Origin of the sequence: Enterococcus sp. AZ141 (assembly GCF_051714385.1) — a bacterium.
GTDB classification, from domain to species: domain Bacteria; phylum Bacillota; class Bacilli; order Lactobacillales; family Enterococcaceae; genus Enterococcus_D; species Enterococcus_D entomosocium.
This window is the reverse complement of record NZ_JBIORT010000001.1, coordinates 455840-470952: the sequence shown is the minus strand read 5'-3', so window position 1 is coordinate 470952 and position 15113 is coordinate 455840. Positions and strand designations below refer to the sequence as shown.

The 15113-nt window shown below is 42.4% G+C and carries 12 protein-coding genes; 11 read left to right on the top strand and 1 reads right to left on the bottom strand.

Annotation, left to right across the window (positions count from 1 at the left end):
- Nucleotides 1–23 precede the first annotated feature (23 nt).
- The 3 genes from wecB to IGI89_RS02195 are packed head-to-tail and all read left to right on the top strand — an operon-like array spanning nt 24 to nt 3012.
- Nucleotides 24–1121 carry a non-hydrolyzing UDP-N-acetylglucosamine 2-epimerase gene (gene wecB / locus IGI89_RS02205; protein WP_061053768.1) on the top strand — a complete coding sequence of 366 codons (1098 nt, stop codon included), beginning with the start codon at nt 24–26 and terminating at the stop codon, nt 1119–1121.
- A 14-nt stretch (nt 1122–1135) separates the two neighbouring features.
- Nucleotides 1136–2596, top strand: coding sequence for a helix-turn-helix domain-containing protein (locus tag IGI89_RS02200; RefSeq protein WP_008377994.1), 1461 nt, complete (start codon nt 1136–1138; stop codon nt 2594–2596).
- Between the two features lie 53 nt (nt 2597–2649).
- Nucleotides 2650–3012, top strand: a complete 363-nt coding sequence (locus IGI89_RS02195; protein ID WP_008377996.1) for a DUF7006 family protein — start codon at nt 2650–2652, stop codon at nt 3010–3012.
- Nucleotides 3013–3139: 127 nt separating this feature from the next.
- On the opposite strand, the gene IGI89_RS02190 is transcribed toward IGI89_RS02195, so the two are convergent.
- Nucleotides 3140–4627, bottom strand: coding sequence for a helix-turn-helix domain-containing protein (locus IGI89_RS02190; RefSeq protein ID WP_008377998.1), 1488 nt, complete (start codon nt 4625–4627; stop codon nt 3140–3142).
- 488 nt (nt 4628–5115) lie between these two features.
- Between IGI89_RS02190 and IGI89_RS02185 the strand changes: the two genes are divergently transcribed.
- The 8 genes from IGI89_RS02185 to IGI89_RS02150 all read left to right on the top strand — a co-directional run bounded on the left by IGI89_RS02185 (nt 5116) and on the right by IGI89_RS02150 (nt 15097).
- Entirely contained in the window at nt 5116–5511 is a 396-nt protein-coding gene (locus IGI89_RS02185; protein ID WP_008377999.1) for a DUF7006 family protein, read from the top strand.
- 379 nt (nt 5512–5890) lie between these two features.
- On the top strand, nt 5891–6106 hold the full coding sequence (locus IGI89_RS02180; protein ID WP_237714952.1) for a hypothetical protein: 216 nt from the start codon (nt 5891–5893) through the stop codon (nt 6104–6106).
- A 1192-nt stretch (nt 6107–7298) separates the two neighbouring features.
- Nucleotides 7299–7667: an LPXTG cell wall anchor domain-containing protein gene (locus IGI89_RS02175; protein ID WP_008378002.1), complete on the top strand. Its 369-nt coding sequence runs from the start codon at nt 7299–7301 to the stop codon at nt 7665–7667.
- 12 nt (nt 7668–7679) lie between these two features.
- Nucleotides 7680–8504 (top strand): WxL domain-containing protein, encoded by an 825-nt coding sequence (locus IGI89_RS02170; RefSeq protein ID WP_008378004.1) that lies wholly within the window; start codon nt 7680–7682, stop codon nt 8502–8504.
- A 23-nt stretch (nt 8505–8527) separates the two neighbouring features.
- Nucleotides 8528–9427, top strand: coding sequence for a WxL domain-containing protein (locus IGI89_RS02165; protein WP_008378005.1), 900 nt, complete (start codon nt 8528–8530; stop codon nt 9425–9427).
- Nucleotides 9428–9510: 83 nt separating this feature from the next.
- The gene (locus IGI89_RS02160) at nt 9511–10575 is read left to right on the top strand and encodes a DUF916 and DUF3324 domain-containing protein (protein WP_008378007.1); all 1065 of its coding nucleotides are present in this window, start codon (nt 9511–9513) and stop codon (nt 10573–10575) included.
- 1 nt (nt 10576) lies between these two features.
- Nucleotides 10577–13597 (top strand): WxL domain-containing protein, encoded by a 3021-nt coding sequence (locus IGI89_RS02155; RefSeq protein ID WP_008378010.1) that lies wholly within the window; start codon nt 10577–10579, stop codon nt 13595–13597.
- Nucleotides 13598–13678: 81 nt separating this feature from the next.
- Complete coding sequence (locus tag IGI89_RS02150) at nt 13679–15097, top strand: HTH domain-containing protein (protein ID WP_008378011.1); 1419 nt, start codon at nt 13679–13681, stop codon at nt 15095–15097.
- Nucleotides 15098–15113 lie beyond the last annotated feature (16 nt).

Sequence of the window (15113 nt, the reverse complement as noted above, 5' to 3'; positions counted from 1 at the left end):
TGCTGAAAAAAAGGAGAAGTACGATGCAAAAAATAAAGGTATTATCTATTTTTGGTACACGACCAGAAGCCATCAAGATGGCACCGGTCATAAAAAAACTAGCAAATGATCCACGCTTTCTATCAAAGATCGTCGTGACAGGGCAGCATCGAGAAATGCTTGAGCAAACATTAGCGGCGTTTGAGCTGACCCCTGATTACGACTTGGCTATCATGCGAGAAAATCAAACCTTGTCTAGTATCACCAGTCGTATTTTAGAAGGACTCGAAGGTATTTTTCAATCAGAAGAACCAGACGTAGTGTTGGTCCATGGCGATACGACGACGGCAGTGGCAGCTGCGCTGGCCGCTTTTTATCAGCAGATCTTGATTGGTCATGTGGAGGCTGGGCTACGAACAGGTAACAAGAATGATCCGTTTCCAGAAGAAATGAATCGCCGGTTGATTGATCAACTAGCAGATTTTCTCTTTGCCCCTACAGATCAAAGCCAGGCAAATCTGCTAAAAGAAAATCATCCACAAGACCGCATCGTCGTTACTGGCAATACGTCTATTGATGCTTTGTACCACACCTTGGCACAAAAAAAAGACCGAAAACCAATCAGTGAGAAAAAAATCCTTTTAGTTACGATGCACCGGCGAGAAAATATTGGGCAACCCATGGAACAAGTGTTTCGTGCACTAAAACGCATCGCTATTGCTTATCCCGCACTGACGATGGTCTTTCCGATGCATAAAAACCCTCGTGTCCGTACACTAGCCAAGCGCTATTTAGAAGGGCAGCAAAATATTGAGCTGATCGAACCATTGGATGCCCCTGCATTCTATCAGTTACTGGCAGGCAGCTACCTTGTTTTGACCGATTCAGGAGGGATTCAAGAAGAAGCACCCTCCTTGGGGATTCCTGTCTTGATCGTACGTGAAACGACGGAACGCCCAGAAGGGGTGGCAGCAGGGACTTTGAAACTTATTGGTACCCATGAGGAGCATGTGTATTCAGAAATCGTTCATTTATTGTCTGATGAGGCAGCATACAAACAGATGGCGCAAGCCAAAAATCCCTATGGAGATGGACAAGCCAGTGAGCGAATCGTGGCTGAATTAAAAAGTTATTTCGAGTAGAGGAAGGCGAATCTATGAGACAATTCCAATCATCTTTTGTCATTAGTAAAACGACGCTAAGGTGGCTACATTTGCTAGAACATATGGAGCACGCTTCTCATACACCGATCCGTGGGTTGTCAAAAGTGATCAAAAGCTCTAGCCGAACCATCATTGAAGATTTACAAAACATTAAAGAGTATTTCGAAGATGCTATCGAAATGGAAACGTCAAATAGTGGCTATCAGCTACAAGTCATCGATACAGAAAGCTACTTAGAAAAAAAACGGAATTTGATCAGTAACGAGCCGTTGTTTCGCATCTTTGAGAGCATTTTTTTAGGGGAAATATTGACCATCAATGAGTGGTCAGACATTTTGTTTATTTCCCCTGCCACGTTGATGCGGTATTTTCGAAAGATCGACCCAATTTTAGCACAGTACCAACTGACATTAAACAAAACCACCGTTGATCTTATTGGTGAGGAAGTCAATATTCGCCATTTTTTTCTGAACTTTTATTATGAATCCGATAGTACGCCGCATACCGTATTTCCGCCGTTGATCATTCATGAGATCGGTTTAAACTTGAAAAAAGAAGAATTCGATAGCAATTTCTCTAATCTTGCCTTTGAGGAAATCAGTTACATGCTTTATATCATTTTAGAGCGAACCTCTCATGGCCATTACGTCACGATCGATCCAGCCATCGTCAAGCAGTTTCGTAAAGAGTATTATCTTGAGCTGAAAAAATTAAAGACGATGCTATCGAACCATTTGCAAACGACGATCGCCGAAAAAGAAATCATCTACTTTTATGCGTTATCGATGGGAAAACGGACGGTGTTTGATATTGATATGGAAAGGGACTTTTGCAACAAGTTAGGCAAAGACTCGCAGATCCTGCAACTAACCCAACGTTATCTAAAGGAGGCAGGCGTACCGCCGTATGCGCTGGAATATAGTACGGTTTTGATCCAGTCTTTTTTTGCGACGATCTTACTAAAAAATAAACTTTCACCGGTCTTGAACAAAGTGATTCCCGATTTGATCTCATTTGTAAAAAAACATTTTCCAGAGGAAATGGCACAAAACACAGCGTTCTTACAAAAACAATTCAAACAACTGAAGTGTCTGTCTTTAGACATGATCGTAGATATCAGCGCAGTGTTTACCATTCATATGGACTGTGTGAAAGAATTGTACTGGGGGAAGCCTAAAAAAATTGCGTTCCTGTTAGAAGGGAATCAATTTATCTCGCAACGAATTCAGGTCACTGCTCGTAAGTATCTAGGCAGTTATCAGAAACTCTTTTTTCCGAATGTATTAGATATCAATCCCGGCTATTTTGAGGCGAACCAATTTGATATCGTCGTCACAAATTATAATGAGCATATGTCGAATTTTTCTTGTTCTGGCGTGTATTTATTGTTCAATAAAATCCCGAACTCAACCGATTGGCGCAGACTCATGTCATTGATCGACTTTAAACTTTAACAATGGTCCAGGTGCAAAATAATTCTCAGATGAAAGATAGGAATGATGCAATCATGATGAAAAAAGGACATATGACACCAGAAGCCTATTTAAAAAATTACAGCGAACTTTGTTACTTGCAGGAATTTCCCTTAATCAAACAAGTATGTACAGAGTTGCAAACACGATTCAAAGAAATTTGCTATACCGAGTACGATAATGTGCTACAACAAATGGCGGATTTGCTAGAAATCGATGCCCAACTGCAAATGTTTTTAGATTTTTTCCGACACGACTTTTTTAAAGAAATCGAATTAGCAGAAGAAGAGATCGTCGAAATGATCAAAAAGGACAAAAATGTCTATTACCGACAAATGGCAGGGATCGGCACAAACCAGAAAGCGCCCCATGGCTTGATTTATCTCAGCGAGAAATGAACACTGTGATCGCTGAGATAAATCAGAGTGTCAACCACTCGTTGGGTAAGAATGGTTTTTATAAAATAACACTTCGAAATGCTTTGTGACCGTAATGATTCCACAAGATAGTGTCTAGCAAGTTGACTTACGCATTGTCCAACACAACCAGACGCAAGATCCGTGGATTGATTTGATTAAGTAATCGATTCCAATCTGTCGCATCTGGAAACGATTTTAGAAGAACGCATTCTACTTCCAGTAAGTATTCTGTCGTATACTCCGAATAATTGGTGACTAATAGATCAATTTGCTTTTCTTTTAAATAGGTTGGAGAGAGTTCACTGGCATTAGGATAATACAATGTATGGAAGCGACCCAAATATTTTCGCACGATACTTTCGGCATATTCACAAACATATTCGTTTCCTTCAAAAATCACGGCGATCGTCCGTTGTGATCCCCAATTTTCTTCTTTGATCGCTTCCATATGAATCGTTAAGCTGGCACAGAAATCGTCAAGATAGGAGGATGAATACAGCTTTTTGACTAGCTTGTGTTTTGCCAAAAATGCATAGTTTCTCTTATATTCGTAGGAAAACTTCTCTTTGACGAATTGCGTAAGATCGTCAATATTGACATTCATGATGGGCGAGAGCATATCGCGTATTTTCACAATCGTAAAAAATGATTCTAACCAGTGTAAATCTTTTTGTTCATCATAGGAATTGCCTTGATTTAGGGCATAGAAATCTTTTGTCACTTGTTGGATCTCAGGCCAGCGATTATACTTTCGGCAAAATTCTTCGATCGAAGGATGATTGATTTTTCGGCGACAGATGAGACAAAGTAACAAATAAATGATTTCGTCCTCTGGCAGATGGTAATGAAAATAGGAATAAAGGATCTCTCTTAACGTATCTGGAGCAATCAATGAATGATAAGCATAAAAGATGTCCTTTAGTTCAGGTGAAAGTTCGACTTGTAACCCTTTCTTGCTGCGTTCCAGTGTAATGTAGAGAATATAGGAAAAGTAAGAAAAAGTAGAAGCCGGTTGCTTTTTTGAATGCAAAAGATTGGTGATCTCAATGACAGCATCTTGGACATCCAGCGATGGGAAGATCGTATTGACATTGATATCTGACTCATAATAAAACAGACAAAAAAAGCGGCGAATATCGATTTCGGAACCTATCAATGTGACAGGGTTTGTTGATAGACGAAGTTTGAAGGGCTTTAATAATTCGTTCATTTTTTTTAAGTAACTGAGCAATGCTTGTTCAGAAAGATTAAGGGTCAAGCTCCAATCCAGAGCAGATTGTAATTCATCAAAAAAAATACTCTCCAAAATCATAAAAAATGGCTCGTCTTTAACTAAATTTTGTTTTTGTTTGATATACCCCTCGGGATCAAGTTCTTCAAATAAATACCCAAACTTAGAGGAATAGATTTCGATCGCATCATTAAAATGTTCGCGAATCATGGCAATATCCGCAATGATCGTACGGGTACTGCTTTTTGTTACTTCTGATAAATCGCCCAATGTTGCAGATGGATTCTTCTCAAATTCATTTAATAATTGCAATCGTCGGATTAAAGAACGATTTTTGATAAATTTTAGCTGAAAATTTTTCATAGTTGCCCCCGTTGAATTTAAAAAAGAATTAAACACATTATAAACAATTGGTTAAAAAACTTCAATTTTTATGTTTAATTTTATTTTATTTGACTAAATATTCGATTTTTTATTATTCTGGTGGATGTAAACGGTTGAAACGAATTGATACAATGTAGGTTTTTTCACCGACAGGTGAAAATTGCTATTTTTTTTTAAGGATATTTGACGCTATAGTGAGACCATAGTCCGATGCTTAGGAGTATTTGTTTTTTCTCAAGAGGAAACCTGTGAACTGTTGGTTGGATCAAAAGGGAGAAAATAAACAGTAAATGTAACTAGCAAATGAGTGAATGTGCCATCAATACCTAGAAATGCAGTGTACTTGAGGGGTATCCACGAATGAGAGAGAAAGAAAATAGAAGACATTGATTGGTTGAAGAACATCTACGGTTACCAGAAAGTGTAAACTGGAAACGAACATGCAGATAGATTACGAGGAGGCTAATATGCTGGCAGAAAAGATAGCGGGAGCAGAAGAATATTTGGCGCATTTTCAAACAGAGCTAGAAAAACAAGGGGTGTTACGCTTTTTTCCAAAAATAAATGCCTTTTATCATCGGTTAGCAAAAGAGTTTTTAACGATTTTTCATAGCAAGGAAGAAAACCTGTTTGTTCAGTGGGGCCACTTATTGGCGATTGATGCACAATTGCAAATATTGATGGAAATCAGCAACAATCGCAAAGAGGGATTGCTAGATGACCTTGGGATGAGTGAGGAAGAAGTCATTGAAATGATAGAAAATGACCATAAGTATTTTTACCGTGAGATCACGGGGGCAAAGTTAACGCAAAAACCCAAAATGGGCTTGATTTATTTGAGTGAACACTTAGCGGAGTCCTGAAGTTTTATGTCTAATACGTCGAGTAGACCTGAGAGTTAGGAAAAAAATTGAGATAAATGGGAAACGATGATGTTCAATAGACTATTGGGGAAGTTTTATAGATAGTTTTTTGGAGAAATAAATGGAGAGTAGTAGTGGGGCTAAAAGGATGATTTTCAGGTGGAACGTACCCTTGAGAATGACAGAGAGCAGATGGACTACTCAAACAACGCAGTGGGGAAGGCAATTGGTTGGTCTTCCTTGCTTGAGTAAGAGTTGTTTTTAAGAAACAACAGATTGACCGCTAAAGTCAACGACAAAGACGAATGTTTTTTTCTCTTCATTAAAATAATTACTGTGTAAGACGTGAAAAAAAGCAAAAAGCGCTTGAAGGTAGGACATGAACGGAATGAAACTTTTTATTATTTTTGCCTCCTTGTCGGTAGGCATATCGGTGGCACAATACGGCATGTATGATTTCTTCTCAGCATATCTGCGATCCTTCGCAGCTGGTTTCAATTGGGGCAAACCATTCTTTTGCTTGGCTATTTCTTTCTGCTGGTTATGTATTTTTGGGTCCAGCGTGGCAGAACAAGGAAAGAGAAGCAATCTTTAGGAGAATGATCAAGAATTAAACAGCAATGATCAGTAAAGAAGCGTTTTTTCATAGGAAGAAATCGCTTGTTTGTAAGCAAAAGTATACATAAATAGTACGACCGAGACGAGCCTTTCGCGGGCTCTTACTTAACATAAAAAAATCTGCAGCAAACGTTTGCTTCTTTTGGTGAAACCAAGAAGGGATCGTTTGCTGTTTTTTTGTGCTAACAAATAGGCCTGTTTTCAAATATCCAGTGGAGAGCTTTTTTCAAGGAAATGAAAAATTCTTAAGGGGGAGGCTGGAAGAATCGATTCGTTCTGTAAATAGTAATCAAAAAATGGATGACCGAAGAACTACATACGAGAGAGTCAATAAAATGCTTCATGGAGGAATGGCTGATTTAACCAAGCGGCATTTCAAGGGAGTACCGAAGGATATTAGATAGAGAAGATAAAGCAATGGACAGAGACGCCAAAGTTTTTAGCGCTGCAATAGCTATTGGAGTATGCGTTGGTTTGCCTGCATCTGTATTGGCAACAACAGAGTACCGGGAAAGGGCTGGATAAGTGAAAATGAATGGGAAAGGTGGCGCTCCAAAAGAAGAACCATAGCTGACGATCCGCCAATCGTCGAGGAACCACCCAACTGTTTTCCGTAGAGAAATACCAAACGAGCAGGAGATGATCACTGACAGGCATGCTTCATGTTCTTATCAGTTTAGTGATTCTAAGAAAAACAACATATAAGAAAGAATACCCGCCAAACGTAGCTTGGGGGATCAGATGAAAAGAGAGGAACGTTCTTAATAAGGATAGTCCCCCCCTCTTTTTTTACCGTTATTTTATTGTGGCTTTTATAGAATGGAGAACTGCAAGTGCTTTGGAGATTGATATATGATTTTTCTATGGTAACAAGCGTTTTGGTGTATGTTAAGGATTTCTCGTTTTAGCCAGATTCTATGGTGAATAATTTATTTAAAACGGGGGTTTGTTTTTTTATTTAGGCATAGATTTCATCAGCCAGTGAATTTATTGATTTTTCCCGCATCACAAAGATAGCTATAATGAAGTATATCGAGGATAAAACCCAGCGTTTTTGGAAGCCAACTGAAACAAAGACCAATCGACTTTGTTCAAGGTTACCGTCTAAGTAAAGGTGTCTAAAAAAGGGTGGTTTTTAGGCTTGATGATGTCAAAAAGGGGGAGGGAGAATGAAAAGAGCGAGGGGGAATTTTTGGGTCAAACTGATGATCTTCGCTGCTTTTTTTCAAGTGATCAGTGCTTCGACGATTTTAGTTTCGGCACAAGAGGAGCGTTCCGTCGATACAGAAGGCTCAGTCCAGTTCACGGGTGTCTATGAACCAGACAAACCAGAACCTTCACCACCGACCGGACCGACACAACCTGGCGGGGATGGGGGACGTTTGCCGCAGACGAATACCCGAAAAAGTTCCAGTGCCACGGCACTCGGATCATTGCTGCTATTGATCGCTGGCTATTCAACAGTGAAGAAGACACGCAGGTACCAAAAAGAACGAACAACCTCAAGAACACAAGAAAAGTTGAGTAATAGAGAATAAGGGAATGATCTTATGAGATTTTTGCGATTTGCAACGAGCACCGTACTTGCCGCAACCCTTTTGACTGGCGGGATCCAAGGGACCGCCGCTGAAGTAAGAGTCGCTGAAACCGATGGGCAAGTCAGTTTTGTGCCCAATGATCGAGACCCGACGGAAGTGTTACCGCCTGATCCAGGCCCCGATGGCCCCGATGTGGAGATACCGCCGATCGGACCAGATGGACAAACAGGACCATTGACGATCGCTTATGCGCCGACTTTGGATTTTGGTACCCAAGAAATCTCCAACCGAGATGCCGTCTATTCGATGGTGGCAGAAAAGCAACAATTAGCGGATACCCAAGGGGAAGAAAACCAAGTACCGTATGTTTCCTTCGCCCAAGTACAAGATACCCGTGGGTCAAATGCTGGCTGGCGTTTGACTGTAGCACTAAGTGCGTTTGAATCAGGGACGCAACACAACGAACTGCGAGGGGCACAAATCATCTTTGCCTCACGAGAAGTTGACTACAATAGCCACAATCAAGAAAACGCACCGGACGCACATGAAGCCGGCTTGCGTTTGGATGCCAATGGTTCAGCACAAGCTGTTCTGACTGCTGATGCCGGCAAAGGGGCAGGCACTTCATCCGTCGTTTGGGGCTACCAAGATGAGTTGAATGCGCAAGTCCAAGCCCAGGCGCCGGTGGTTCGCAATGAGGCGATCCAATTGTTCGTCCCGGGAGCGACTGCTAAAGATGCAGCCTTGTATGTGGCGACTTTGAAGTGGCAATTGACGACCACTACCTCGCAATCAGGAGAAACAGTTCCAACGGCGCAAGCCGATGAAACAAACTAAAAGAAAAGAAAGAAGGAATAAAAATGAAATGGATTCGATTAGCAACAGTCGCAACACTGACCTCTACGATCTTCGCAGGCGGTGTACAAGTAGTAGCAGCAGAGGAAGAAAATAATCAACCAAAAACACCACTTTTTGAAGTAGAGACACCAAATGAGGTTAACTTTATCGAAGGGGAAGAAGACGTGGATGACGTTGAAAATCCAGTTCCTTACCCACCCGTTATCATTGATCCGCTTCCAGTAAAAGGTCCATTAACGATCGTTTACGTGCCAGAAAAATTCGATTTTGGTCAACAAGCCATTACTTCATCTGCAGCTGAATATTCTGTGATTGCTGAAATGCAAAACGTAGATGAAAACCATCCTCTTGCGGTCGGACTTCCAGACACAGTTCCTTACGTTTCCTTGGCACAAGTCAGTGATACACGAGGAAACAGTGCGGCAGATTGGACATTAAGTCTTGCTTTGACAGAGTTTGTCGGTCAAGATACAGGGGATATCCTTTATGGCGCCCAACTTCACTTTATTGATCCGCAGATCAAACACAATGATGGTACCGGGCCTGCTGAAGAAGCGCCTGAAGCATCAATAACTGATGGTGATCGTGTGATTTTAAATGCTAATACGAATATAGCATCGAGCATTCCAGTCATGACCGCAGGACCCAATCAAGGACAAGGACGCTCCTCTGTCTTCTGGGGAGACCAAGACAAAATGATGGATGAGTTTGAGGGTAATGATTTTACCGGAACGATTCTGAATGATCGTATTCAGCTGCATCTTCCATCAGCTGCGACGCCGCAACAAGACACCTATACAGCAACCTTGACCTGGACACTAGCTACCACAGTTAGTGTAGATGGTGAAAATGGTGGTAATGGCGGCGATGGAGACGACAACGTTTTAAATCCAGAAGATTAATCTTCAAAGCAACGCAACAATAATGTGAAACAACTGGCAGGAGTAGACCGTTATTCCTGCCTTTTTTGGAAGGAGAAACAACAGTGATTGAACAACCAACAAACCAACGCTGGCTGCGGCTTTTGACTGCAATGATCGTGCTATGCTCATTGATTGCTTGGCCGACACCAGTACGAGCAAATGATGACATTGAATCAGAGTTGAATTTTTTTGTAACCCCGATATTCCCTGACAGTCAGATCGAAGGCGGTGCTAGCGGTTATTTTGATCTGAATTTAGGCGCAGGGGAACAAGAGGAATTGCAGTTACGCATCCAAAATACATCGGAAGAAACCATTGATGTCGAAGTATCGGCTCATACTGCCTTCACCAACGTCAACGGAGTAGTAGAATACGGTCGTGATGCCGAAGCTCCTGACCCGACATTGCCTGCCTCGATTGCCGAATTGATTGAAACACCTGGGGTCATCACTTTAGAAGCCCAAGAAGAACGGATCCTTACACTTCCTCTGACGATGCCTGAGGAAGAATTTGATGGGGTACTGGCAGGATCGATCCGAGTTGAAGAGGTTCGCGATGCTACGGCAGCAGAGTCGGAAACAGAAGGCATCGGGATTCGTAATGAGTTTGCCTTTATTTTAGGAGTCGTCGTAAGCAACAACCGCTCGTCAACGGATCCAGGACTTGAATTGCTGGATGTTTTTGCCAGTCAAGTCAATTATCGGAACGTGATCAGTGCCAAGATTCAAAATTACACACCGACTTTCGTCAACCACATAGAAATTGATGCTGAGATTCGTGCCAGCGGCAGCGACACCGTCTTGTATGAAACACAGCGCACAAGTATGCAGATGGCACCAAATTCGCAGATGGATTTTCCGATCCCGCTAAATGGCGAGCGTTTCCGTCCGGGAGACTATGTCCTGACTCTGACGGCCCGTTCACAAGGGGAGGAATGGCATTGGGAAGAGCCCTTCACGATTGCGGCTGCTGATGCGAGACGTTTAAATGAGGAAGACGTGACATTGGAACCAGAAACCAATTGGTGGCTGATTGGCGGAATTGCCGCACTTGTTTTGTTATTGATCATCGTTGTTGTTTTAATCATTAACAAGAAAAAAAAGACAAAGGAAGGTGGGGATCAGTAAAATGAAAAAGAAAACACTAAAGATAGTACTATCACTTATGGTAGGACTATTTAGTGTTTACTTGTTTTTTTCGTCTATTCGTGTGTTCTTTTTTGAACCACTACATGCATGGCAAGGAAGAGAAGGTACGTTAGGCGAGGTGTTCACTGGATCTTCTTTTGAAGAATCTTTAGAGGATCAAGAGGAGTTGGTGGTTTCTTTTCTGGAAGAAATCCAGCAAGCATATGTTGGAGAAGTGTTTCCGATCATGTTTTTAACAAACCGCCCACTAACAAGCATCGACATCCAGCTGCCTGCAGCCACGATCATAGAAGAAACATTTTTAATGGAAGAAATAGTGATCACCCAAACCGAGGATCCCGAGCAATGGCTTCTGAACTCCGAAGTGCCGTTGACGTCGTTTAGTCTACCACTGACGATAGAATCCGTAGGTACTTATGAAATAACGGTGGCAGAGACAGTGCTTACCTTGAACGTGGAAGAAAGAAAATCCGGAGATGAGGGGGAGAGGCCCCCTATGGAAACGGACGACCACCCGATTGGCACTAACTTAGCAGCGGATCCTGTCACATCAGATGGTTCATTTTTTGATGACATCGAGATGGATGAAGGCAATCTTGATCTTTTGGAAGATAGGCGAAGAGAACAAGAAGTAGGCTCCTGGCTAGAATTTTTAGAAGCTGTCATGGACCCAGAGGTGAATCATATAAAGTTGATCGACAGCTTTGAATCTAGTGATAATCCGATTGAAGGTATAGCTTCAGGCGTATCAGGAAGTACAATTAATATTTCGAGTGGAGACTCTTATGTCTATATCAGCCAACCGGGAATCTCAAGAACTCTTATTATTGATGGACAAGGAAAATACCAAATTGATTTTCGTGCGGTTGCTGTTGGCTTCTTGGATAGTACGATGGTACCAGAATCTCCTTGGGATATTTCGTATCAAAATATTACCCTTTATCATGGGAATTATTACGGACCTATGAACGTTACTACTTTGGGTGTTAACAATCAAGCCATATCGACCATGCGGTACCATAATGTTGAAAACATTGGGAATCAGCTTTTGCATTCCGTTGGTACAACCGCAGTGCTTTCAGGAAAGGTTACCTCACATCAAGCACGAAGCTACCGTTCGACTTTTAATGAAAATTGGCAGATCAATGCTTGGAATCAAGCAAATTTTGAAGTCCATCGACTTTTGATCAGTCCCAATGCAGAAGTAGAATTGTCGACCATCAGTTCAGGAAATTTATTTTATCATGGTTTGAATCATCCAGAACTGATTATTGGAGAGAATGCCAAAGTTTCCATGAAAGCAAATTTTGAAGGGACTAGAGGGGAAGCCGATGGTGTGAATGTCTATTTTGGAAATGGTGGTGGGAATCTGACTGTTGGCAAGGGAGCAGAATTAAAACTTGACACTCAGATCAACGCCTCTGCGATTTCCACACTTCATGGAAACCATACCATCGATCTCTTGGAAGACAGCAAAGTGCATATCCAATCCTTAGAGAATCGAAGCCACACGAATGGATGGAATTGGAATATTCTTTCATTTCAAGGAGGCAACACCCATATCAATCTAAAGGAACGTAGTATGTTAAAAATTGATGCGGAAAATCAACCCAACTTATCGGCACATGTTGTTGGCTTCTGGGAACCTCAAAACAGTATCACTGTTGGTAAAGATGCTGTTTTAGATATTCGTTCGGACAGTCGCAATGATTCTCAAAATTTGATCTTTTTTGGAAATCTTTCGAAGTTGACGTTCAATGAGGCCCGAAAGGTCAATTTAGAACGAACGGCGCCGCTTTCTTTTAATAACGGAAGTTTGATCAACTTAAATGGAACCAATGAACTGGAAATCGAATTTCAAGGAATCAAACAATGGCAATACGGTGAGTTTGATGAGGTGCAGCCTACCCATGAGTGGATGCCTTTGATTCATATGAGTACCAACTTTACTTGGATCAATCCAACAATCAACAGTGTCGTAACTTTGGATCCAACAGTGGAACAAGGGGTACGTAGTCATTTTTCGACTCATAGCCAACGATTGCTTTTCGAGCAAGTTTCTGAAGTTGAAATAGAGTTGAATCCATTAACGGAAGATCCGACCTTATCAAATTCTCGGATCATCTCTGGAAGAGCAAATCCCAATAGCTATATTCGTTTTGAGCGGGAAGCATTTATGCCCGAACCAAATCCTTCCCTTGGTACTGTAACGGATCCAGATGGACGCAGAGAATTCTTTCACGTCCAAGCTGATGAAGAGGGAAACTTTCAGTTTGATTTATCCGAATTTCCAAACTTCCAACATTTTCGTCACGAAGAGCTAGTGACAGCCGAGGCGTTTTTGAATGGGAGATGGGGAAAGGATTCGGTGATTGTAGAGAAAATCGACATTGTGGACCCGCGGGATCCTTTTCGCCCGGATGAAACGGTCGATCCTGTGAATCCTCCTGTTTTGCCAGAAAACCAGGGATTTGTCAGCATCGACTTTATTTCTCAATTCGATTTTGGAGAAGTACCAATTCTTTCAAGTACCACTCGATATCCAGCAAAGCCGCAGGCGTTGCGGGAAGTTTATGAGGATGTGCATGAAGGGGACCGTCCCAATTATATCCAAGTATCGGATCGGAGGATCGCTACTACTGGTTGGACACTGAGTGCTCGCTTATCTGAAGAGGGTTTTGTGGGTACGCATGATGAAAGGCAACGACTAAGAGGGGCAAGCGTTTATTTGTCAAATATCCATATGGTAACCACTGGTTCGAATGAGTCGGAGACGCCAGACTATCAAGAAGCCATTGAACTTATTGCAGGTCAAAGTAAAACCTTGGCTTCGGCTCAAGAGAATCATGGTGGAGGGACGTGGATCCAACATTATGGCTCAAGTGAAACAATGGAAAACAGTGTGGAACTGGAAGTCCCGATTGGTGCCAACCCCCAAGCAACTGCTTATCGCGGCACGATTTATTGGGAATTAAGCTTTGTTCCGAGACCTGAGTCATAAAAGTTTGAATAAGAAGGAAGCAGAAGCTGCTGGAAGTCGCCTGCAGCTTCTCTTCTTTCGAATGTGTGGGGAGGTGAAACGATGAGAAACAAGCCGTCTTTATTGATGAACAGTTTATTTTCAATGACGTGCAAGCGGCAATTGACGATTTTGCGGCAGTTGGAATGTTGCGGTCCTTTAAGTGGGCAACAGCTGGCACATGCTTGCGGCGCTTCTCGGCGGACGATTATTTCAGACATTGAGGAACTGCGCCAACTCTTTGGGGCTTCGACGATCCTCGCATCTGCCAGCAATGGTTATGAATTGATGATCCAAGAATTGGCAGAGTATCAGGAAAAAAAGCGAGCATTGTTGGCGGATGACCCGAATCTGTTGTTTCTGCATTTCTTGTGTCAGCAAGAAACGGCGATACCGGAAAAACTTGTTGCAATCACCGGATTAGGCAATCAAACCTTTTTGAAACAATGTCGTCAGCTTCAGACCTTGTTCGCTGCTTATGAACTGACCTTGAATAAAAAGCAGTGGTGCCTAGAAGGGGCAGAAGGAAACATACGGTATTTTTATAAAGCCTTTTATTTTGAAGAAGAGGAACAGCCCTACCAAATCTTTGAGCAGCTGGCTGAAACGTTGACACTGCGGTATCGTCCGTCCTTGCCGATCGATCCAGTGGTTTCGTTGCAGTGGACGAAGGTCTTTCTTTTACGGGCGCAACAAGGTGGACGCTTGGAAGAAAATTGGGAAATGGCTGACTTTTGTCGGTTGTTTCTAGAAAAAACGGGTTTTGTCATCGAAGGCTTGGAGGTCTGCAGGTCCTTGTCGCAGCAAGAACGGTGTGTCCTATTGTTTTTGATGATGGCAGATGAAGGGGTACTTTCGTTTTTATTGAAACATCCGTGGGTCGAAGAAACGGTGCCCTTTGATCCAATCGATAGCTTGCGAGAGACGTTTCCCAAGCAAGCAGAGACATTGAGAGAAGATCGCGTATTCGTGCAAGTGACGTTAGCAGTCATGTTACTGGATCGGCTCTTCCATGTGCCACCTCCTTTGCTGCGGGATCGTCGAAAGCCAGAAGTGTCTGGTATTGGAAAGACGAAGGCACTTTCTAGCGCTGCTTCTCACTATTTGCTGACAATAGGCGAGTCCTATCTAAAGAACCAGCAGTTAAAAAACAACCAGCTGATGATCACCTATCATTTGTGTGGAAATGAGAAAATCAAAGGCTGGATCAAACAACGTCTGAGTGATTGGCTGGCTGCCCAAGGAGTGGATGTCGTCGTCGAGACTACGAGTGAGCTGTCGATTTTCACCGCCCGCCAGGTGGTAGTCACTGATCAACCGCTCTTTTTGCTGGAATTGGAACAGCCCATCTATCGGTTGGAACGACCGATTGAGCCAAATTCCATTGAACGTCTCGGCAAGGCGATTTTAGCCGATTTTCTTGGTCAATGTAAAGGCTCTGTTCCTAGTGAAGAGCTTCAAGCAGCGTCTGCCTCTCGCTAAAAACGGTAGAGCCAAC

What these genes read in the sequence shown, in the direction of transcription:
- IGI89_RS02190 (WP_008377998.1), bottom strand. Translation starts at nt 4,627, where the DNA reads ATGAAAAATTTTCAGCTAAAATTTATCAAAAATCGTTCTTTAATCCGA.
- IGI89_RS02200 (WP_008377994.1), top strand. Translation starts at nt 1,136, where the DNA reads ATGAGACAATTCCAATCATCTTTTGTCATTAGTAAAACGACGCTAAGG.
- IGI89_RS02165 (WP_008378005.1), top strand. Translation starts at nt 8,528, where the DNA reads ATGAAATGGATTCGATTAGCAACAGTCGCAACACTGACCTCTACGATC.
- IGI89_RS02150 (WP_008378011.1), top strand. Translation starts at nt 13,679, where the DNA reads ATGAGAAACAAGCCGTCTTTATTGATGAACAGTTTATTTTCAATGACG.
- IGI89_RS02185 (WP_008377999.1), top strand. Translation starts at nt 5,116, where the DNA reads ATGCTGGCAGAAAAGATAGCGGGAGCAGAAGAATATTTGGCGCATTTT.
- IGI89_RS02155 (WP_008378010.1), top strand. Translation starts at nt 10,577, where the DNA reads ATGAAAAAGAAAACACTAAAGATAGTACTATCACTTATGGTAGGACTA.
- IGI89_RS02175 (WP_008378002.1), top strand. Translation starts at nt 7,299, where the DNA reads ATGAAAAGAGCGAGGGGGAATTTTTGGGTCAAACTGATGATCTTCGCT.
- wecB (WP_061053768.1), top strand. Translation starts at nt 24, where the DNA reads ATGCAAAAAATAAAGGTATTATCTATTTTTGGTACACGACCAGAAGCC.
- IGI89_RS02180 (WP_237714952.1), top strand. Translation starts at nt 5,891, where the DNA reads ATGAACGGAATGAAACTTTTTATTATTTTTGCCTCCTTGTCGGTAGGC.
- IGI89_RS02195 (WP_008377996.1), top strand. Translation starts at nt 2,650, where the DNA reads ATGATGAAAAAAGGACATATGACACCAGAAGCCTATTTAAAAAATTAC.
- IGI89_RS02170 (WP_008378004.1), top strand. Translation starts at nt 7,680, where the DNA reads ATGAGATTTTTGCGATTTGCAACGAGCACCGTACTTGCCGCAACCCTT.